Genomic DNA, 19,816 nt, shown 5'->3' with positions numbered 1-19,816 from the left:
ATTTTATCAAATTTCGCCCGATACCAGTCTCTGATTACGTGGAAACACGTGCTTCCAGATCACGGATGTATCTCATCAGCGACGAATAGGCTGCACTGATTTTCTTAAAGCGTTCTTCGGCAACCTTGTCGCCGCCATTGGCGTCGGGATGATATTTTTTCGAAAGCGCCTTGTATTTTGACTTCAGCTCGTCCTTGGAAAACGGCCAAGGAAGATCAAGCGTTGCCATGGCCTGTTGCTGTTCGGATGGCATGCCCATAGCCCCCGCGCGACGCTGGGCATCTTCGCTTTTGCGTCGGCGATCCCCCGCGGGGTCACCCCCTGGGCCATGATGGGTCGGATCACCATCTTCATTAAAGAAGCCGAAACCGTCGCTGAATTTGAAGTTGAACGGTTTCTTGGCACCGCGAATATGCCCGAACCGCCATGTCGGGCGTTGCCAATGGGTATCACGCCGGACATCGTTTTCGATGTCTTCGGCTTTCATGCCCTCGTAATAGTTCCAGGACTTGTTGTATTCCCGGACATGGTCGAGACAGAACTTATAGTACTCGCGAAGCTTGCGGTCCTTGGGCGCACGAAATTCCCCATGACCTTCACATCCCGGCCATTCACATACGGGCAGGTCTGGTTCTTCATGGTAAAGGGTTTTGCGTTTGTTGCGTTGGCCGCGGTTCATCTGCGTTTATATGTTCTGATCATCAAGCTTCGCAATATCATACGAGCCGTTTTAATGCGATAAAAGGCTTGAAAAACTGCCATCGCGTGCCACAACGGTGCCAACAGTCAGATTTTCGCATTAATTCATGCGAAACACACCGAAACATGAGGCCATTGTCATGCAGGTAGCCCAACAGATTAGCGATATCCTGACCGCGGAATTCGCCCCCGAGAAACTCGAAATCATCGATGATTCGTCAAAACATGCCGGTCATTCAGGCGCCGACCCACGCGGAGAGTCGCATTTTTCCGTACTGGTCGTTTCCCAAAAATTTGATGGCGAAAACCGGGTCAATCGCCAGCGGCTGGTTTACGCAGCCCTTGATCAGCTTCTGAAAGATCGCGTTCACGCGCTGGCTTTGAAAACCATGACACCTTCAGAATATGCAGCGGCTGCGACCCAAAAATAACCAAAGCGTTTATTCCGCATCGTGAAATCAACTTAGACGACCGTTATTTTTCGGCGCAACAATAGCCCAGAAGCCCGATGCGCAGTCTCCTGCATATGGGGCACGGGCGCCGGTCAAATCTGCGCCCGATACAAACGGGAGGACTAGGTTATGAGAACGCGCCTTATCGGGGCAAGCGTCGCCCTGTTTATGTCTGGAACGGCCTACGCACAGGCCCCCGCCCCGGACAATCTAGAAAAACTCTCCAATTTCCAGTCTACAGGCACCAGCGAATTCACAAGAATCGAGCAAACCGGTGACTATGCTGACGGCATCAAGAAAACGCTTGAACGCATTACTCTGCCGGACGGTTTCAAGATTGCCCTTTATGCCGTTGTGCCCGATGCCCGCCATATCGCCGTTGGTCCGCAAGGGGTTGTGACATTTGTCGGCACGCGCAAGGACAAGGTCTGGTCGGTAACCGACCGCAACAAGGACCGTGTTGCCGACGAGGTCAAGGACTTCGCCCCGTCCTTGCGGTTCTCCATTCCCAACGGTCCGTGCTTCTCTCCCGATGGCATGCTCTATATCGCAGAGCAAAACAGGGTTCTGACCTTCCCCGCCGCCGAATTTTTCTATGAAAGCCCCGATGTCGCGGCATTCAATGTCGTTAAGCAGGGTGAGCTGATTCCACCGTCCGAAGAAAGCTACAATCACACCGCACGTGTTTGCAAAATCGGCCCAGATGGCAAACTTTATATCTCGCTTGGACAACCCTTTAACGTTTCCCCCAAGGACAAGCTTGATCTTTATCGCCAACACGGGATAGGCGGTATTATACGCATCAACATCGATGGAACCGGCCGTGAAGTATACACATACGGGGTCCGGAACTCCGTCGGTCATGACTTCCATCCGGAAACCGGCGAACTATGGTGGACGGACAATCAGGTTGACGGCATGGGCGATGACATTCCGCCCGGTGAAATCAATCACCAGACAGCAGCCGGTCAGCATTTCGGCCATCCCTGGTATGGCGGCGGCAACGTTCGCACAAATGAATATGCCGGTGAAGAAGTTCCCTATGATGTCGTGATGCCCGCGGTCGAAACCATTGCACATGCTGCCGACCTTGGCATGTCCTTCTACACGGGCAAGATGTTCCCGGCCAAATACAAGAATGCGATTTTCTCGGCCCAGCACGGATCGTGGAACCGCACCACGCCGGTCGGCGCGCGCGTGATGGTAACCTTTATCGACAGTGACGGCACGGCCCGCATAGAGCCCTTCGCCGAAGGCTGGATCGATGAAAACGGGGAATATCTTGGCCGCCCGGTTGATGTCGCCCAGCTGCGCGACGGGTCCCTGATTGTATCGGACGACCTTGCCGGTGCCCTGTACCGCATCTGGTACGAGGGGAAATAATGCGGATATTGCTTATCGTGATTCTCGGCGGGCTTTTGCCCGCCGGGGCTTCCTTGGCACAGGACATTGATGCCGGCCGGAAAGTTGCGGGCATATGCCGAACCTGTCACGGTCTGAACGGATTTGCCCGCATCCCGATTGCACCGCATATCGGCGGCGAACCCGCGGCATATATTGAAACCCAATTGCGCGCGTTTCGCGATGGCAGCCGGGAACATGAAATGATGACCGTGGTTGCCAGAAGTTTAACCGACCAGCAGATCGCCGACGCCGCGGCCTGGTATAACCATTTTGATGTGACTGCCACACTGCCAGCCGGGAAAAACCCCAATGATGCCCCGGAACTTTGCAGCACCTGCCATGGTTCAAACGGGATTTCGGAAATGCCGGACGTTCCCAACCTTGCCGGTGAAACCAATATCTATCTCGAAACACAGTTAAAAGCGTTCCGAAACGGCAAGCGCAATCATGAAATCATGTCGCCAATTGCAACCGAGCTTGACGATAAAGGAATGCAGACCGCAGCAGACTGGTACAGTGCGATTACGATCAACATCACCGATCCGACCAAACCGAACTGAAACCAAAATCAGCTGTCGGGTCGCAGTGCCCCTGAAACATCAAGGCCAACCGTCATTGCCGCGATAACATCTCCGGTTTCCGGATTGATGATCGGAACCGTAACCTGCGACAGAAAGGCACGGGTTGATCCATCAAAATAGATGTCGGCGATCTGACTTATATCCGGGTCATGGCTAATGGCGACCTCGAATTTCTGCTCATCTGATTGATCGAAATCGGTCGTCAACCGGTTCATGCCGATAACCGCGCCTTTGGTATCGAATACGAATATTTCGGCAATATTGTTGGCGTCGCTTTCCTGAAAGGCCCGCAAGATATCGGAAAGCGGATTTTCAAGGATTTCGGTTGCCTTCGGGCTGGCAATCCCGCCTTCGCTGCCCTGACGCCATTCGCGATCGATTTCGACAATCGCATCAGGCTGAATTTGTGCTCCACCCATTGCAGACCGGACCGCCCCAACAAGTTCCGCATTCGCCGCCATGGCGCGGATCGCCGGTAATTGCTGACGAGTAATCAGATCACGTTCCCAATCCTCAAGCTGCATGGGTAAGGTTTCGCATGCGCCCAGCGCCGTATTCAGTGACGCAATCAGCCAGGGATTAAGGCGGGTATATTCCCGCCCAATATAAACAACAAGCGGGGCATATCGTTCGAACTGGACGTTGAACTGAGCTTCATGGTGGCCCATGCTGTCGCGCGCGGCCTCGAATGTCTGTTTGTCGACCAAGGCGTATTCAACGCGCCCGGCCAAGACCTGCGAAATCAGGGAGTTGATGGACGGTGCCTTGGCAATTTCCTGATACCCTTGCTCTGCCAACCATTCTGCTTCGTTGGAGCCAAGGATGCCACCAACAGAAAGCAGACTGTCAGGTGTCGGGCTTGACGCGAAACTGCCCTGTTGTCCGGCAGCTGAAATCCAGACCCATTTTTCAAGTGCTAGCGGCAAGGTCGGCTCGGCGTATTGGTCCATGAAGGAGCTGATCCGCGCCAGAAAGAACCCGTCCGCCTGCCCGTTTCGCACCATTTCCCGATTGCGCTGGCGGGGTGCAATCGCGATCCCGTACCCAACCCCGATCCGGTCAAACGCGCAATTCAATACTGCGATGGAATAGCCTCGCAAAATGCCATTCTGCAATTGCTGATAGGGAGGCTGAAGATTGGTTTGAAGAATGAGGAATGCGTTCTTGTCCGATGAGCCGGTAGAATCCTGTGCTTGTTCCTGCCCCTGTGCGGGAAGGCCTTTCAGCGTAATCACAAACACGCATGCCATCAGGCCAAGCAGCAAAATACAGCTATAGGCCGACGCAAATCGCCCCGAAAGATTTTGTCCTGATGGCTGTGTATGGCGTCTCATGCAACACCTGACATTCACCAAACCCCGTCACCGGTGATATTGGGTGTAATAACAGCGTTACAAGACTGACCGCTTAGTCACCGGTATACATATCGGGCGCAATGCGTTTGACCGCCGCACCGTCACTTCGCCACCCGTGGCAGCTATTCACCAATGGAGATCGGCGCTTTTTCGGCGGGTTTGGCACCGTGCCATCCTTTTCCGCCTGCTTTCGGCGTTCTTCGGCCTCGCGGGCGCGGATCGGAAAGATTGTCTGAAACGCAGTCGTTGCCACCGGTCCCATCAGTTCGGTCAGATGCGTGCATCCGTGAATGCCACCAACCCGTTCGCGAATCTGCTGTTTCAACCCCGGCCCGATCCGAAGTCCGACCAGTGCTGCGTAGTTCGGGGCAATTTCATCACAGGCATTGAACGGGGCATGATCAGTGACGGCTTCAACCGCACTTATCACCATGTCATCCCCCACAGTAATACGCAGCCACATTTCATGGATCGGTACACCGGCGGGAATTTCGCCGCGATCGTTATTTTCAAACCCGTATGTCTTGGTATCGGTGATATGGCCTTCGATATCCCAAAGACCGTCCTTGCGACGATATCCGGTGCAGGTAACGTTGCGGGTATGGATATGGTCACGTTCCGAAGGGCTGGATAAGGGCATGGCGTATATCTCCTTTACGTAAACGTAAAGACAGTAACTGGCACGTTGTCAACCTTCAAAAACGCAGAACGGCTGATGCGAAACCTCCGCATCAGCCGCCCAAAGCACATTTCATGGACTAAACCTGATTTACGCAACGCCGTAATCAGACCCGAAAATAAACTTCTCGCGTTCGCGCAAATCTTCTTCAAGCTGTGCCTTCACGACATTGAACAGATCGCGGATCGAAACCATGCCGACGACATTTTCCCCATCAAGCACCGGAAGATGTCGGTAGCGGCGCGCACTCATCAATTCAAGGGCATTCATCGCCGTATCGCCGGGTGCGAGTGTATCGGGATTGGCCGTCATAACCTGTTTAAGGGGGGTAGAAGCCGCATCAAGACCCTTTGCGACAACCCGGTTTACAAGGTCACGCTCTGTAAAGATGCCGGCAAGCCTGGCATTGTTATCGACAATGATCACAGCACCGATCTTGCGTTCGGTCATCATATTAACGGCGTCCATGACCGAGTCTGCTGGGTTCAAGGTTGCGATCGACTGCTCTTTGACCACACCAGGTACGATTTTCGTATCCATGTTTTTCCCTCTGCGGGTTGCTGTTGCCACGTGCCCTGCCCCGATCAGATTGCCGAAAACAACGCATCAAATGCGTCCGGGGCCCTTATTTGCAATTGGCCCTGCAATCACATCGATCAAGACCTTTGCCGATCATTTTAACCGATAAGTAGATTTAAAAGAACATATTTACACCCAGCAAACAAAACGGGCCGCCCGGTCTCCCGTGCAGCCCGTTTGTTTTGATGCAATCATTGCTAGTTCGTATCGTCGGTTGCGACTTCGCGCACTTCACGTAATTTGATGCGGGTTATCTGATTTCGAATGCGACGCAGGACTTCGAATTCCAGTCCATGGAATCGGAACTGCTGTCCGACATCGGGAATACGGCGGGTTTCATAAAGCAACAACCCGGCAACGGTTGCGGCCTCTTCGTCGGGCAAACGCCAGCCAAAACGACGATTAAGGTCACGAATGGTCACATCACCGCGCACAATGACCGATCCGTCGGTTTGCGGCTGAACACCAACAACCTCGACGTCGGTTTCATCGGCGATATCCCCAACGATTTCTTCAAGGATATCTTCAAGCGACACGACGCCTTCGAACGCCCCATATTCATCGACGACAATCGCGAAATGCTCGTGACGTTCCTTGAACGCCTTAAGCTGATCGGCAAGCGTGGTGCTATCGGGGATGAACCAGGGTTCGGAACTCAGCATGCGAACATCTTCTGCCGTTTCAGGCTTTGCCCCGCGGACGATCGCTTTCAGCGCCTCACGCGCATGCAAAACGCCAACGATGTTATCCGGATCCTTGTCATAGATCGGAATACGCGTATGCGGGCTTGCCAATACCGTATCAAGGATTTCTTCCATCGGGCGCGTGATATCAATCATCTGCACCTTGCGACGATGCACCATGATTTCCCAGACCCCGACATCCTCAAGGTCAAGAACCCCATGCAACATCGTGCGTTCGGCATGATGATCACCAACAACGACGTCATCCGCATGCAATTCAATGGCACCGCGCAATTCACGCTCGCGGTCGGTTCCCGGGCCGTCGCCGCTGCCAAAAAGATGCAGGGTGGCACGTACCAGCACCTGAATGGTCTGGGTAACCGGCGCAAAAACAACAACCAGAATACTCATCGGCCGGGCAACGCGCAGCGCCATGCTGTCTGCGTGCTGAAGCGCATAGGTCTTTGGCAGAATTTCAGAAAATATAAGCACAAGTGCCGTCATGGCTGCGGTCGCGTAAACGACACCGCGTTCACCAAAAAGCTCGATCATGACAGACGTTGCCAAGGCAGATGCCAGAATGTTGACAAGGTTGTTACCCAGCAGAATGGCACCGATCAACCGCTCCTGATACTGGCGCAACCGGTTGACGATCCCTGCCCGCTGATCTCCATCCTGTTCCTTGTGATGCATGACTGGCTTTGATGCTGCTGTCAGCGCAGTCTCCGAGCCAGAAAAGAAAGCCGAAAGCATCAGCAGGATAAAAATCACGACAATCGTGATTGTCATTCAGGTTCGTCTCCAATGGGTGTACGCAACAGATATCTACTTTGTGCTGTTGCGGCGTATCAGGTCAATCTCTGATCGGGCAAGTCATCAAGTTCACAGTCGCTATTGCCCCGAACTTCTGCCTTAGCCGTGGCAGGAACGGGTAATGGCAGCACGCATTTTCTGAATGTCCATCGCCTTGGATGTAAAAGCCTTGCCGATACCACGCGTCATGACAAACGTGATTTCACCGTCACGAACTTTTTTATCGCGCGACATATGGCCGATCAAACGATCAATATCCCAATGCATGCCCGGAACTTCGGACGCACATACCGGCAAACCAACCGATTTCAGATGACTTGCAATCCGTTCTTTTTCGCCAGCCGGGGCCATGCCCATTGCCGCGCAAACGTCATGGGCGATGACCATCCCCATCGCAACGGCTTCGCCATGCAGAAGCTTTGCGCCGTATCCGGTTTCCGCTTCCAGCGCATGCCCAAACGTGTGGCCCAAATTCAATAGAGCACGTTTCCCGGACTCGCGTTCATCCTGAGACACGATCCGCGCCTTGGCCGCACAACTGCGCATCACGGCTTCGCGGCGCTCCGCACCATCGTTGCTCAAAACGGCTTCGGCGTTCTGTTCAAGCCAGTCAAAGAATTCCGGATCATCAATCAGGCCGTATTTAACAACCTCGGCGTAGCCGGCAAGCATTTCGCGGCGCGGCAATGTATCAAGAACCGCCGTGTCTGCCAAAACAAGGCGCGGCTGATGGAATGCACCGACAAGGTTTTTGCCCGATTTCGAATTGACGCCTGTTTTGCCACCAACCGAACTATCGACCTGTGAAAGCAGGGTTGTCGGAATTTGAACGAAATCAAGACCACGCAAAAGCGACGCTGCAACATAACCCGCAAGATCGCCAACCACCCCACCGCCAAGTGCCATGATCAGGGTCGAACGTTCGATCCCCATCGCCAGAATCTGTTCGATAACATCTTCGAACACGGCAAAGCTTTTGGATTTTTCACCGGCAGGAACGATCACTTCGCGATGCGCTATACCGGCCCCGTCAAGCGATGCCAGAACCACCGGAAGATGGCGTTCCGCCACCGTCGCGTCACTGATAACGACGACACCGGCCTTTCTGACGAACGGCGCGATATGGCTTGCGGTATCTGCCAAAAGATTGCTTCCGACCAGAATATCATAGCTGCGCGCACCAAGTTCGACGCGCAAAACGTCATGATTTGCCGCAAGAGGAGACGTCTGATTGCTCACCGGATTATATTCCCGTCTTTATCAAATGAACGGCCAAGCAGGGCAATAACCCCGTCGCGCGTTTCTTCCTTGGAGGATTCGTCACAGTCAAAAATGATGTCTGCTCCGGCATAAACCGGATAGCGCGCCTCGATCAGATCGCCAAGAATCTGACGCGGATCGCCATTATTGAGCAGCGGACGATGCGTTCGCCCGCTGGTACGTTGCAGCAACAGATCAAGGTCGGCACGCAACCAGACCGAGACCGATTTTTCCAGAATAAGTTCCCGGGTTTTTTCGCGAATAAACGCACCACCACCGGTCGCAAGCACAAGCGGCTCGCCATCCAGCAGACGCGCGATTACGCGTTCTTCACCTTCGCGAAATGCTTCTTCGCCGTATAGCTTGAAGATGTCGGCAATCGAACAGCCTGCGGCTTCCTCGATTTCACGATCAGCATCAACAAAATCCAGATCAAGTGCCTTGGCGACCATACGTCCGATGCAGCTTTTCCCGGCCCCCATCAGACCGATAAACACCAGCGGTCGGCCTTTCAGCCCTGTCCGGATATTTGCAATCACGTCATCGCGCAAACCCGACTCGGCAATATTGCTCTCCATGATCGGTTTGCAGTCCTGTCTTTAATCCGGTTATCACACAATTTACCCATTTCTTTAGGCCAGCTGCGGCCTGAACGCAAGCAAACCGCGCTGTTCACCGACAAATTCCTTCGCTACACAAGGGATCTGAGCAATTCCGATACGTAGCGAGATTTGCGCACCCGCTGAAAACTTTTGGCCATCGCGTTAACCCTCTGTGAGGACCCGGACCCTAAACTGCCTTTATATCGCCGAATTGGAATGTCAGGGAAAAGGTTCGGGGAACGGGGTTGGAGAAATCACAGGCTGAATTCATGGCTTTGGGCCAAAGCGGTTCGGCTCTGTCTTGCATCTTTTACCGGGCCCCGCATACTGATCTTTGCGCATATAGAACCAACGCACCGAAGTCTGGATAACCATGAAGATAATTTCGCGTCTCATTTTATTGCTGATCATTGCCGTCATCGCTGGTGGCGCAACATTTTTGGTCACTTGGGATATTCCATCGCCAACGACCCAGATGGAAGAAACCATCCCGAATTCGAGGTTCAACTGACATGCGCTTGCGTTCTCGCCTGCTGATGCAATCCTGTTTCGTCACAATGATGGCAGGGACAGGAATCACCTTGCCCATGGCTTTTGCCAACGCGCAGGCACCGGTTCCACTGTTTTTGAAACAGGAAGCAGAACAGAACGCAAATTCGCAACCGGATGCGACCGCCCCTGCAACAGGCGGCAATTCGGGCCAAAACAGCAATTTTGGTCAGGGTACCGGCACACTACCAGATACATTCCCAAGCGACCCCGACGCGGTCCAGACGGTTACTTTGCAAGCTGTTGATGCTGAGGCCGTTGGCACACTGGGACGTGAACGTGGAGGATTTGGTGCCGATATGTGGAACGGCACAAGCCGGGAAACGGCGGCACGTCTTCTGACAGATATTCCGGCAATGCCCGCAACGCATACGGGCCGCGACCTTGCACGTCGCCTGTTGTTAAGCATCGCGGCCGTTCCCGATGACCACAAGGAAATCAGCATGCTTGAAACGCGTGCTGCCAAGCTGATCAATATGGGTGAACTGGACGGTGCGATTGATCTGGTCCGTGCCACACCACAAGGGGCACGGGGCTCGCTGCTGGCACAGGCCGAAGTGAATGCTTTGATGATTGCCGGAAAACTTGATGATGCCTGTGCGGCAATCGATGGTTACAGCAACAGCTTCGACGATATTTTCTGGCTCAAAGCCGCTGTCATGTGCGCACTTCATGCCAATGACCGGACATCGGCATCGTTTTCGACAGATCTGGTCCGCGAAATGGAAGGCGAAACCGACAAAACCTTCTTTGGTCTGGTATCTGCCATCCGGAATGGATCGGCCCCGTCGCAAGACATTCTGAACTCGCTGAACACGTTGCGCCCGATCGATATTGCGCTTCTTGAAATCGCCAAGCAAAGCATTCCGACCAATCAGCTTGAAACCGGTAATGCCGCCGCCATTCTGGGCATGATCAATGCGCGTGCAACGTCGACCGATGTGCGCCTTGAAGCCGCCCGCAAAGCTGAAAAACTTGGCCTGATCGAAGCCGCACAGTTGCGCAAGATTTATAGCGACGTCTCTTTTGACGCAGATGCGATAACCAATGCGCTTGACGATGCCCCCGAAGGGGTGCAGGCCCGCCAATATGCCAAACTGTATCAGGCGGCCGCCAAAAGTGACGTTGCAGCAGTCCGTGCGGAAATCCTCGCTGCCCTTTATGAATCTGCAATCATCAATGGCGATTTCGTTCAGGTATCACGCCTGACGTCCGATCTGCTGACCGATATCCCGGTGAATAGTGATTTTTCGTGGTTTGCGATTGATGCGCTAAAATCCTCGATTGCAGCAAACAATATGGAACGTGCGTCCGGTTGGCTGCAAACCGCCAAAAACAGTTCCAATCCGGGCAACGATATCGAATCCCGTCTGATCCTTCTTTATCCGGTTCTGGCACTTGCCGGACTTGAAGATACCGGAACACCAACCGCCACCGAAATGGCCGACGGGTCGAATGGTAGTGTCACGGTTAATCTGCCCGACGATGGGGCAACAACGCCTGTCCGTTATGGACTGGGCGGTGCTGTAACTCTTACGCCACCAGCCAAAACTTCTGCACCGATGAACGACGCACAGGCCAAACACCGCGCCCGTATGACCGAATGGCAGGAAATGGACGCCGCCCGCGGCGATCAGATTCAGGCAAAACGTGATTCAGAACTGATCTTTAGCCTATTTGACGGCTTTGGCATTGAAGTCCCGATTGCACTTTGGGATGCGCTTTTGACCGCGCCCTATCTTGATGAACGCCAAACCGTAAGCACGGCAGTCAACCATCATCTGGAAACCGCAGCAATGAATATGCAGCGCGGCAAAACCGTCGCCCTTGCCATTCATGCGCAGCAGGTTGCAGGGGTTCCCAACGGTGATCCAAAGGATCTTTCGGACGCGGTTGCCGCACTCAACCATATCGGGCTTAACCGCGAGGCACGCCGTCTTGCCGTCGAAATCCTGATGGCTCGAAGCCAATAACGGACAGATATCGTGGCACAACCGCTTAATAGCAATCTTGTCGCGGCCTTTCTGGAAATGATGGCAGCAGAACGTGGGGCAAGCATTCATACGCTCGACGCGTATCGCCGTGATCTGGAAGATTATGTTGCAAGTCTGAAAACGCAAAAATCGGACCTGATCGGTGCGCAGGACATCCATGTCCGGAAATATATGGCATCGCTTGGCGATGCCGGTTTGGCCCCGCGAACCCAGGCCCGTCGGCTTTCCGCCGTCCGGCAGCTCCACAAATTCCTTTATGCCGATGGATATCGCAATGACGATCCATCTGCCCATATCGACAGCCCCAGGCAGGGCAATACATTGCCAAAATTCCTGACCATTGATGAAATTGATCGACTGATTGTCACCGCCACCAATCATGACGGCATCAAGGGCAAACGCCTTCTGGCGATGGTAGAACTGATGTATGCCACTGGCATGCGCGTCTCCGAACTGGTTGAACTGCCTTTTGCCGCTGCGGCGCGTGACCCGCAAATGCTGATCGTTCGGGGCAAGGGAAACAAGGAGCGGCTCGTTCCGCTGTCCGATCCTGCCCGTGATGCCTTAAGGGATTATCTTGAAGTCCGGGCATCGTTTATTCCGGTCACCAAGGCAAACCAGCCCGGCCAATCACCCTATCTGTTTCCGTCGCGCGGCAAATCGGGTCATCTGACGCGCCAGATGTTCCTCAATATGGTCAAGGACCTTGCCGCCGAAGCCGGAATTGCCCCGTCACGGGTTTCCCCGCACGTCTTGCGTCATTCCTTTGCCAGCCACCTTCTGGCAAACGGGGCTGATTTGCGCAGCCTGCAACAGATGCTGGGCCATTCGGATATTTCAACGACACAAATCTATACCCACGTCCTCGAATCGCGTTTACGCGGCCTTGTGCAGGAACACCATCCACTTGCTCAACTGCAACGTGGCTGACGTCTCCCGCCGGAATCACAAAATTTGTCTAGCTCTCTGTATAAGAAACCTCGACCAAATGCTGTGAAAAGTGTCGGTTTTCTGCGGATGTCATATATTCGTAACTGTACTGTCATCAGGTTGTTGCCGATCCTGCGTTAGGAGCTTTGCATGTACCTTGATGCTCCTGCCGTTCAGAGGATTCAGTAAATTTTTCAAGATCGGGGAATAGCCTTGGCATTTGATGCGGAGGATGAACTGACCGCGGACAGAGCTGCCGGCTCGGCACTCCGCCTTCGCAACTGGAAGCAGATCGTCGAAAAAGTCGACTTTGCCTTTCAACCGATCGTCAACCCGCATACCGGCCACATATTTGGCTACGAAGCGCTTTTGCGACGCTGGGAAGACAGCGGCTTTGACTCGATCCAATCCCTTTTCGATACGGCGTGGGAAACCGGCAATCTGCACGGCGTTGACATGATGTTGCGCGAAAAGGCGATTGCAAAGTTTGCCCGCCTGCCCGAAGCACGCCGATTGAAACTGTTTTACAATTTTGACAGTCGTGTTGTCCGTACCCCGGATTATCAGCCGGGCCGCACCGCCGAATTGCTGCGTAAAGCCGGTCTTGAACGCGACACCATCTTTCTTGAAATTTCAGAACGTCACGACATCAGCAACGCCCAATACCTTCAGGATATTCTGACGCGATATCGCAGTCAGGGTTTCAAGGTTGCGATCGACGACTATGGCAGCGGCTTTGCCCAGCTTCGCGCGCTTTACGAATGCGAACCAGACATCATCAAGATTGACCGGTTCTTTATCGACGGGATTGATCGCGACCGGCGCAAGGAACTGTTTGTATCCCAAATCACGGCTTTCGCGCATATGATTGCCGCACAGGTCGTGGCCGAAGGCGTTGAAACCCGCGAAGAGTTTTTGTGCTGTCGACGGATCGGATGCGATCTGGTGCAGGGATTTTTCATTGCACGGCCATCGGTCGACCTGCCGGAACGTACAGATATCGTCCCTGCCATTTCCGGGGTTGCGATAGAAAACCGGCGCGGGGTAGAACGCGACGGCGATGTTTTGCGGTCCTATTTGCTCGAGACGCCACCGATCGAAAACAACATCAATCCGGTGGAAATCCTGTCCTATTTCCAGAAAAATACCGACATCGCCATTGCACCGGTTATCAACAGGCAGGGCGAACCGCTTGGCGTGATCCGGGATTCAGATTTCAAGGCTTTCATATACACGCCATTTGGTCGCGAGCTTTTGCAAAACCCGGCCAACCGCACAAATATCAGCCGTTTTTTGCGCCGCTGCCCGATTGCCGATATCAATACCAGTCTGTCAGAACTGCTTGAAACCTTTGTCGCGGCAAACTCGCTTGATGGTGTGATCCTGACTGAAAAGGGGGTTTACCTTGGCGTGCTTGATCAAAGTGCGCTGCTGCGCGCGGTTAATGAACGCAATACGCTAAATGCACGCGATGAAAATCCGCTGACCCGTCTTCCGGGAAACAGTGCGATTTATCGCTATGCGGCAAACGCACTTGCCAAACCGCGCCGCCGTCGCTTTGCCGTTTACTTTGATTTCGACAATTTCAAACCCTTCAACGACCTTTACGGTTTCCGGCAAGGTGATCGCGCCATACTGCTTTTCAAGGATATATTGGGCAAAGCGCTAAGCCAGAATGACTGGTTTGTTGGTCACATAGGCGGCGATGATTTCTTTGCCTATGTCCAGTCAATTGACTTCGAGGATGCCGTAAGTGCGGTTCAACGTGCCCAATCCATGTTCGATGAACAGATCAAAAGCTTCTATGACGCCCAAACCCGCGATCAGGGTTACCTGATTGGCAAGGGGCGCAACGGTGAAAGCAGCGAATTTCCTTTGATGACGGTTAGTGCGGCATTGGTACGTATCCCGCCGGAACGCACAGACATTACGCTTGACCATATCTCGATCGAGGCCGCGAAACTCAAAACGATTGCCAAAAATAGCGTGACCCGCTTTGCCGCAGGCCATTATGACGCGCCGGACAATATCGCGCCGATGATACAGGAACCCGGATAACAGGCGATACGCGTTATCGTTGCAAATAACGCTTTTCTTTAAAATCACTGACGCTAAAATCCGGAAAATGCAGCACACCTGTTTTGCCGCCCGTCATAACAAATGTAGCGAGCCGTCCTGCCATCATGGTCAGCGTTACCAGCACTTCTGAAATTCTGCCGCCGATTCCGGTCCGCCCGGCAAGTCCGGTATCGCCACGTGCATCCCAGACGCAGCAGGAACAGAAGCAATCCGTCGAGCAGGTCGCAAACTCGATCCAGCTTTCTGACGAAGAAATCGAACGCGTTCAGCGTGCGGCGGAAACAGCACGCAATGAACGCCGGTTTCAGGATGGCCAGACAGCACTGACACTTGAAAATAATCAGGCCGATGATGCCGCCAACAGCTACGGGGCCAACGGGAAGTCCAGTCACACCTTCGCCAGCGGTACCAACAACCGTGGCAGTCTTGTTGATTTCTACGTCTAACCTGACAGCAACGATAACCCGGCCTTAAAGCCCAAGGGTACGTTTCCACCCATCCCAGTTCCAGATCAGTTCGGCAATCCGGTCATAACCGGCCCGGTCCGGGTGATAGCCATCCCCACGACGAAGCGCGCGCTGCCAATCCTGATCGGCGAGCGTCGTTGCATGCAGATCAAGATAAGGCACGTCAAAACCCCGCGCCGTTTCGGCATATATCTGGTTTAGCCCTTCAAGGCGTTCGTTGATTTCCTTACTGGACTTGCCGCCGTCAATGACTGCCTGCGGTCCGATCCACAAGGTCGGTGCCAATTTGGATGCCTCGCCTATGATCTCTGCTGCATTTGCCGCCGATTTGGCGGGGGAAACCCGCATTGTGGTTTCCTCGCCACGGTCTTCGGCATGGTTGGCATCATTCACACCAAAACTGAACATCAAAACCGTCGGGAATTCCGGCACCATGCGAAGTTCGGCCTCAAACTTCCAACGAGCTTTCAAGCCCTCGCTGGTTTCGGCACGAATGCCCAGATTATAGATCGTCGTTTCGCGCTTGGCCTCGTCCAGCAACCGGCGGCCTAGCCGTATTGGCCAACCGCCTTTATCCCCGTCGCGCACGCCATTGACCAGACTGTCCCCAAAACAGCAAATGCGATGACCTGTAACGCCTTCGGCCATGATTACTCCTGCAACTTTGCGGCATTCTGTGCCGCCAAATAATTCATCAGTTCCTCGCGACCGGGCGCAAAGGCATTTGCAATCCAGTATTCTTCCGCCATCTCCAACAACCAGCCCATTGTCGGCCCGGCGGTCACAAGACCCGCTGCGAGAAGATCCCGCCCCTGAATTGGCATTTTAACATTGACCCAGTCTGTTGCCGCCTGCAACAAAGCCTGCCAATCGCGGTTTTCGGCACTGCTGGCCCGTGGCGGGATCGCCGCACGCGCCGCCCAGGCAATCAAAACCGCATCGCGAAAGGCATCCGGCCCGATGCGATAAAGATCACGTCGGATTGTATCCTCGGACAAATCGGCACTGATAAGATTGGCATTGGAAATCATTGCCGCGAAACGGTCGGCTTCGTCGTTGGACAATCGCAATGCCCTGCCAAATTCGGCTGCCGCCTGCAAATCATCATTCGCATTTTCCGGCGCACGGTACAAGGCCGCCAGACGACGCAATGGATCGGGCTTGATTGCAGAATCGGCAAGAGCCGTACTATCAAGCCATTCCATCATGCGAAGTCGCGGTGTATCTACCAAATCCGGCAAGATAACCGGCAACACATTAAAGCCGATCATTTCCTTAATCGTGGCTGCCGGGCTGCGTGAACGCAGCAATTTAAACATCTCATCGCGAATACGTTCGGGTGAAATATCCCGAAGCCCTTGCGCCCCCTTGCGGCATGCTTCCGCACCAATCGGGTCAAGTGGTGGTCGACCAAACCATGCCTGAAACCGGAAAAATCGCAGAATACGAAGGTAGTCTTCTTCAATCCGGTCTTCGGCAATACCGATGAAACGTACCCGGCCTTCGCGCAAATCCGTTTCACCGTCAAACGGATCATAGATCGTCCCGTCCAGATCGCAATAAAGCGCATTGAATGTAAAATCACGACGTCTGGCATCGCCAAGCCAGCTATCAGTAAAGGCGACTTCTGCATGACGGCCATCGGTCGTGACATCAATGCGCAGCGTCGTGATTTCATAGGCCGATGCATCGGTTATCGCCGTCACCGTGCCGTGTTTAAGCCCGGTGGGGATAACTTTGAGCCCCGCCTTTTCAAGGGCAATAACGGTTTCTTCCGGTTTCAGGTCGCACGCGATATCCACATCGATCAGATCACGTTTCAAAAGCGCATCGCGTACGATCCCGCCAACAAAGCGGGCCGTGCCACCATGTGCTGCAATCGCATCAAATACACGTGCTGTGTCGGGATGCGTCATCACCCCGTAGGGCTGCAGATGCCCGGTTGCTGTCAGTTCGGTCATCGGTAAATCTTTGCTGGCCTGAAACCTTGCAGGCGGATGTCTTTTTTCCGGGTTATTCCTTGGGTTCGAAAAATCCTGGCTGAACGACACCATCCTTTAATACCGGCGGATGATAAATGGAATCAGGTGATGCACCAGTCCCGAGTGCCGTTACAATCAGGATTGCCGCCGCCAGCGCCACACCAATACCAAGCAGCAAAAGCCACGGCCCTTTGTCCCAGGGCGGAATAACATCATGCCCTTCTCGAATCGCCTTTGCCCGCGCCCATTTAAGCCAAAGACCGTAAACAAGAAACGGCAGGATTACGGGAATGGCAATCTGAATAATCTGTCGCAGCATTACCGATAGTCTCCAATCATTACCGTTCAGTACTAGCCTTAAGAACCTCGCTGAAATTCACCAGCATTCCGGCCGTTGCCCCCCAGATGTAATATTCCTGATACGGGATGGCAAAATAGCGGCGCTTTGCCCCTTCGAAGGTCACGGTCTGAAGTTTCTGGTTTTGCGGTTCAACAATGAATTCCAAAGGTACTTCAAATACTTCTGCCACTTCATGTGCATCGGGTGCAAGGTCGAAAGGCGGTGTGATCAGCCCAACAACCGGCGTCACCCGATATCCGGTTACAGTGTAATAATCGTCCAGACGACCAACCAGTTCGATATGCGCGCGCGACAGCCCAATTTCTTCCTCGGTTTCTCGCAGGGCGGTTTCCTCAAGCGTATTGTCATGGTCTTCATGACGACCGCCGGGAAAACTGATCTGACCGGCATGATCGCTCAGATGATCGGTGCGGCGCGTCAAAATCACATGCAGGCCTTCGTCGCGACGTACAAGCGGAACAAGAACCGCTGCCGGACGCGCAATCAATTCCCCCTCGGCAAATTCGCGCGCGCGTGATTTCGATCCCGGATAGTCAACCGCATGGTCCCCACGCCGCTGCAGAATATCATCACGCGGCGCATTCAGTGCGGCAATGATCTGGGCCGGTGTCATTCGCCAGCCTCCAGCGTTCCGATCTCGAAGAACTGATTGTGACTGTAAACACCAATACGCATTTTGCCGGTCTCCGGTTCTTTAAGCTCGTCAGCCATATCGACCAGCTGATAAAATACAGCCCGGTTCAGTCGGGCCTCAAGACCGCGATCAAGCTTCACATAGGGCGACGGTTCACCAGTTTCGGGATCGTGTTCAACCCTTAAACCATGATTTTCATCAAGCTCGACCCACTGATCAATATTGGTTCGAAAACGGATGACAGATGCCGTACTCTCGCCGGCTTTTTCCAGCTCGACCGCAATGAAAGCAACATCTTCGACCTCAATGCGCGCCATCTCGGCCGGGGTCACCAGCCAGTGCCCGCCTTCCTCGTCGCGTTGCAGGACAGATGCGAAAAGTTTGACAAGTTCGATACGGCCAATCGGCCCACCTTGATAGAACCAGGTTCCATCACGACCTATAGACATGGGAATGTCGCCACAGATCTGTGGATGGCGTCCGCCTGCCGGTTTTCCGGCGCGAAGGCGGGTCCAGAGCTTTTCGGCAAGATCGACGGTTTTTTCGTTACTGCTCATGCTATACACTTAGGCCCGAAACCAAAAGATTGCGCGCTTTTATAACGCTGATACCATCCTTATTGGGTAACCGGCTTCGATTACCGGCACAACAGAGGAAGCAAAGTTTCCTGTCATGACAAACGCGCCACGTTTTCCCGAAGAAATGGGTCTTTCACAAGACAGCAGCCTTGAACGCGACGCAGGGCGGCTTGACGCCTGTGTTGGCAGGTTGGACGAAGCCCGCAAGATGGTTTCATCTGTTATATTTGGGCAGAATGAAGCCATAGAGCAAACACTTATCGGCATTTTATCCGGCGGACATGTCCTGATGGTCGGTGCGCCCGGACTTGGCAAGTCATTACTGGCCCATACATTGGGAAAAGTCCTTGGCCTGCTTGATAAGCGTATCCAGTTCACACCCGACCTGATGCCGGCCGATATCCTTGGCTCCGAAGTTCTGGAAGAAGGCGCGGACGGCAAACGTGCATTTCGTTTCATCAAAGGCCCGGTTTTCTGCCAGTTGCTTCTGGCCGATGAAATCAACCGCGCCAGCCCGCGCACCCAGTCCGCCCTGTTGCAAGCCATGCAGGAACGCGAAGTATCCGTCGCCGGTTACAGCCACAAGCTTCCGGAACCGTTCCACGTTCTGGCAACCCAGAACCCGCTGGAACAGGAAGGCACCTATCCCCTGCCCGAGGCACAGCTTGATCGTTTCCTTCTGGAAGTCCGGCTGGGCTATCCCGATCAAGATGAAGAACGACGCATCGTAACCGAAACCACTGGCCGCTATCCTGTGCGCCCACGGCAGGTGCTTCAGGCCGACGATCTGGCCGAAGCACAGGATTTCGTCCGGCGTCTGCCAATGCCCGACCGGGTGCTGGATACCATCATTGCACTTTGCCGCGAATGCCGACCGGAAAGCACGCATATGGCCGATATCCGCGATAATGTTGCCTGGGGCCCCGGCACGCGTGCGGCACAGGCCCTGTCGCTTGCCTGTCGTGCCCGTGCCATGCTGTTTGGCCGCTTCGCCCCCTCGATCGAAGATATCGAAGCCCTTGCCGTTCCGGTGCTTCGCCATCGTTTCGGCTTGACCTATGGGGCACGTGCCGAGGGTTTCACCGCCAGAGGCCTGATCACCAACGCGTTGGAATATCTGCAGGAGAAATAAGAA

20 protein-coding genes are annotated in these 19,816 nt (G+C 54.0%); 8 read left to right on the top strand and 12 right to left on the bottom strand.

The features are described from left to right. Positions 1 to 34: 34 nt before the first annotated feature. Positions 35 to 679, bottom strand: coding sequence for a J domain-containing protein (locus TH3_RS02165; protein ID WP_007089038.1), 645 nt, complete (start codon positions 677 to 679; stop codon positions 35 to 37). 160 nt (positions 680 to 839) lie between these two features. Between TH3_RS02165 and TH3_RS02160 the strand changes: the two genes are divergently transcribed. The 3 genes from TH3_RS02160 (at position 840) to TH3_RS02150 (ending at position 3,115) form a co-directional block, all read left to right on the top strand. Then, positions 840 to 1,130, top strand: a complete 291-nt coding sequence (locus tag TH3_RS02160) for a BolA family protein (RefSeq protein ID WP_040060428.1) — start codon at positions 840 to 842, stop codon at positions 1,128 to 1,130. Between the two features lie 150 nt (positions 1,131 to 1,280). After that, the gene (locus tag TH3_RS02155) at positions 1,281 to 2,534 is read left to right on the top strand and encodes a PQQ-dependent sugar dehydrogenase (RefSeq protein ID WP_007089040.1); all 1,254 of its coding nucleotides are present in this window, start codon (positions 1,281 to 1,283) and stop codon (positions 2,532 to 2,534) included. Continuing rightward, complete coding sequence (locus TH3_RS02150; protein WP_007089041.1) at positions 2,534 to 3,115, top strand: c-type cytochrome; 582 nt, start codon at positions 2,534 to 2,536, stop codon at positions 3,113 to 3,115. Before TH3_RS02155 ends, TH3_RS02150 begins: the two co-directional genes overlap by 1 nt. An 8-nt stretch (positions 3,116 to 3,123) precedes the next feature. Here the strand turns inward: TH3_RS02150 and TH3_RS02145 are convergent, their stop codons facing one another. The 6 genes from TH3_RS02145 to TH3_RS02120 all read right to left on the bottom strand — a co-directional run bounded on the left by TH3_RS02145 (position 3,124) and on the right by TH3_RS02120 (position 9,083). Further along, positions 3,124 to 4,470, bottom strand: coding sequence for a type 2 periplasmic-binding domain-containing protein (locus TH3_RS02145; RefSeq protein WP_007089042.1), 1,347 nt, complete (start codon positions 4,468 to 4,470; stop codon positions 3,124 to 3,126). Positions 4,471 to 4,543: 73 nt separating this feature from the next. After that, the gene (locus tag TH3_RS02140) at positions 4,544 to 5,131 is read right to left on the bottom strand and encodes a DUF2889 domain-containing protein (protein ID WP_007089043.1); all 588 of its coding nucleotides are present in this window, start codon (positions 5,129 to 5,131) and stop codon (positions 4,544 to 4,546) included. A gap of 129 nt (positions 5,132 to 5,260) precedes the next feature. Beyond that, positions 5,261 to 5,710 carry a CBS domain-containing protein gene (locus TH3_RS02135; protein ID WP_007089044.1) on the bottom strand — a complete coding sequence of 150 codons (450 nt, stop codon included), beginning with the start codon at positions 5,708 to 5,710 and terminating at the stop codon, positions 5,261 to 5,263. A 236-nt stretch (positions 5,711 to 5,946) separates the two neighbouring features. Beyond that, positions 5,947 to 7,221, bottom strand: coding sequence for an HlyC/CorC family transporter (locus tag TH3_RS02130; RefSeq protein WP_007089045.1), 1,275 nt, complete (start codon positions 7,219 to 7,221; stop codon positions 5,947 to 5,949). 123 nt (positions 7,222 to 7,344) lie between these two features. Beyond that, positions 7,345 to 8,484, bottom strand: coding sequence for a 3-dehydroquinate synthase (aroB, locus tag TH3_RS02125; RefSeq protein ID WP_007089046.1), 1,140 nt, complete (start codon positions 8,482 to 8,484; stop codon positions 7,345 to 7,347). Next, entirely contained in the window at positions 8,481 to 9,083 is a 603-nt protein-coding gene (locus TH3_RS02120; protein WP_007089047.1) for a shikimate kinase, read from the bottom strand. The genes aroB and TH3_RS02120 overlap by 4 nt, the downstream gene beginning before the upstream one ends. Before the next feature lie 611 nt (positions 9,084 to 9,694). Between TH3_RS02120 and TH3_RS02110 the strand changes: the two genes are divergently transcribed. From TH3_RS02110 to TH3_RS02095, 4 genes are all read left to right on the top strand, one after another. Then, positions 9,695 to 11,629, top strand: coding sequence for a hypothetical protein (locus tag TH3_RS02110; protein ID WP_007089049.1), 1,935 nt, complete (start codon positions 9,695 to 9,697; stop codon positions 11,627 to 11,629). 12 nt (positions 11,630 to 11,641) lie between these two features. Then, positions 11,642 to 12,580 (top strand): site-specific tyrosine recombinase XerD, encoded by a 939-nt coding sequence (xerD, locus tag TH3_RS02105; protein ID WP_007089050.1) that lies wholly within the window; start codon positions 11,642 to 11,644, stop codon positions 12,578 to 12,580. A gap of 213 nt (positions 12,581 to 12,793) precedes the next feature. Then, a complete protein-coding gene (locus TH3_RS02100; RefSeq protein WP_007089051.1) occupies positions 12,794 to 14,638 on the top strand; it encodes a GGDEF domain-containing protein in 1,845 nt (614 codons plus the stop codon). A 125-nt stretch (positions 14,639 to 14,763) separates the two neighbouring features. Then, on the top strand, positions 14,764 to 15,105 hold the full coding sequence (locus TH3_RS02095; protein ID WP_007089052.1) for a hypothetical protein: 342 nt from the start codon (positions 14,764 to 14,766) through the stop codon (positions 15,103 to 15,105). Between the two features lie 24 nt (positions 15,106 to 15,129). Here TH3_RS02095 and TH3_RS02090 read toward each other — a convergent pair whose 3' ends face one another. The 5 genes from TH3_RS02090 to TH3_RS02070 are packed head-to-tail and all read right to left on the bottom strand — an operon-like array spanning position 15,130 to position 18,660. Then, positions 15,130 to 15,774, bottom strand: a complete 645-nt coding sequence (locus tag TH3_RS02090; protein ID WP_007089053.1) for a DUF459 domain-containing protein — start codon at positions 15,772 to 15,774, stop codon at positions 15,130 to 15,132. Positions 15,775 to 15,776: 2 nt separating this feature from the next. Beyond that, positions 15,777 to 17,087 carry a CCA tRNA nucleotidyltransferase gene (locus tag TH3_RS02085; RefSeq protein WP_007089054.1) on the bottom strand — a complete coding sequence of 437 codons (1,311 nt, stop codon included), beginning with the start codon at positions 17,085 to 17,087 and terminating at the stop codon, positions 15,777 to 15,779. 52 nt (positions 17,088 to 17,139) lie between these two features. Further along, a complete protein-coding gene (locus tag TH3_RS02080) occupies positions 17,140 to 17,427 on the bottom strand; it encodes a hypothetical protein (RefSeq protein WP_007089055.1) in 288 nt (95 codons plus the stop codon). A gap of 19 nt (positions 17,428 to 17,446) precedes the next feature. After that, the gene (locus TH3_RS02075) at positions 17,447 to 18,082 is read right to left on the bottom strand and encodes a CoA pyrophosphatase (protein WP_007089056.1); all 636 of its coding nucleotides are present in this window, start codon (positions 18,080 to 18,082) and stop codon (positions 17,447 to 17,449) included. Then, positions 18,079 to 18,660 carry a DUF1285 domain-containing protein gene (locus TH3_RS02070; protein ID WP_007089057.1) on the bottom strand — a complete coding sequence of 194 codons (582 nt, stop codon included), beginning with the start codon at positions 18,658 to 18,660 and terminating at the stop codon, positions 18,079 to 18,081. The genes TH3_RS02075 and TH3_RS02070 overlap by 4 nt, the downstream gene beginning before the upstream one ends. Positions 18,661 to 18,775: 115 nt before the next feature. Between TH3_RS02070 and TH3_RS02065 the strand changes: the two genes are divergently transcribed. After that, positions 18,776 to 19,813: an AAA family ATPase gene (locus TH3_RS02065; RefSeq protein ID WP_007089058.1), complete on the top strand. Its 1,038-nt coding sequence runs from the start codon at positions 18,776 to 18,778 to the stop codon at positions 19,811 to 19,813. Positions 19,814 to 19,816 lie beyond the last annotated feature (3 nt).

This window comes from Thalassospira xiamenensis M-5 = DSM 17429 (genome assembly GCF_000300235.2).
In the GTDB taxonomy this organism is placed as follows: Bacteria; Pseudomonadota; Alphaproteobacteria; order Rhodospirillales; family Thalassospiraceae; genus Thalassospira; species Thalassospira xiamenensis.
The sequence above is the reverse complement of the archived record's forward strand: the minus strand, read 5'-3'. Positions and strand labels throughout refer to the sequence as shown.

Excerpts from the sequence above, each read along its gene's own strand:
- TH3_RS02165 (WP_007089038.1), bottom strand. The coding sequence starts at position 679 with ATGAACCGCGGCCAACGCAACAAACGCAAAACCCTTTACCATGAAGAA.
- TH3_RS02160 (WP_040060428.1), top strand. The coding sequence starts at position 840 with ATGCAGGTAGCCCAACAGATTAGCGATATCCTGACCGCGGAATTCGCC.
- TH3_RS02155 (WP_007089040.1), top strand. The coding sequence starts at position 1,281 with ATGAGAACGCGCCTTATCGGGGCAAGCGTCGCCCTGTTTATGTCTGGA.
- TH3_RS02150 (WP_007089041.1), top strand. The coding sequence starts at position 2,534 with ATGCGGATATTGCTTATCGTGATTCTCGGCGGGCTTTTGCCCGCCGGG.
- TH3_RS02145 (WP_007089042.1), bottom strand. The coding sequence starts at position 4,470 with ATGAGACGCCATACACAGCCATCAGGACAAAATCTTTCGGGGCGATTT.
- TH3_RS02140 (WP_007089043.1), bottom strand. The coding sequence starts at position 5,131 with ATGCCCTTATCCAGCCCTTCGGAACGTGACCATATCCATACCCGCAAC.
- TH3_RS02135 (WP_007089044.1), bottom strand. The coding sequence starts at position 5,710 with ATGGATACGAAAATCGTACCTGGTGTGGTCAAAGAGCAGTCGATCGCA.
- TH3_RS02130 (WP_007089045.1), bottom strand. The coding sequence starts at position 7,221 with ATGACAATCACGATTGTCGTGATTTTTATCCTGCTGATGCTTTCGGCT.
- TH3_RS02120 (WP_007089047.1), bottom strand. The coding sequence starts at position 9,083 with ATGGAGAGCAATATTGCCGAGTCGGGTTTGCGCGATGACGTGATTGCA.
- TH3_RS02110 (WP_007089049.1), top strand. The coding sequence starts at position 9,695 with ATGGCTTTTGCCAACGCGCAGGCACCGGTTCCACTGTTTTTGAAACAG.
- TH3_RS02095 (WP_007089052.1), top strand. The coding sequence starts at position 14,764 with ATGGTCAGCGTTACCAGCACTTCTGAAATTCTGCCGCCGATTCCGGTC.
- TH3_RS02090 (WP_007089053.1), bottom strand. The coding sequence starts at position 15,774 with ATGGCCGAAGGCGTTACAGGTCATCGCATTTGCTGTTTTGGGGACAGT.
- TH3_RS02085 (WP_007089054.1), bottom strand. The coding sequence starts at position 17,087 with ATGACCGAACTGACAGCAACCGGGCATCTGCAGCCCTACGGGGTGATG.
- TH3_RS02080 (WP_007089055.1), bottom strand. The coding sequence starts at position 17,427 with ATGCTGCGACAGATTATTCAGATTGCCATTCCCGTAATCCTGCCGTTT.
- TH3_RS02075 (WP_007089056.1), bottom strand. The coding sequence starts at position 18,082 with ATGACACCGGCCCAGATCATTGCCGCACTGAATGCGCCGCGTGATGAT.
- TH3_RS02070 (WP_007089057.1), bottom strand. The coding sequence starts at position 18,660 with ATGAGCAGTAACGAAAAAACCGTCGATCTTGCCGAAAAGCTCTGGACC.
- TH3_RS02065 (WP_007089058.1), top strand. The coding sequence starts at position 18,776 with ATGACAAACGCGCCACGTTTTCCCGAAGAAATGGGTCTTTCACAAGAC.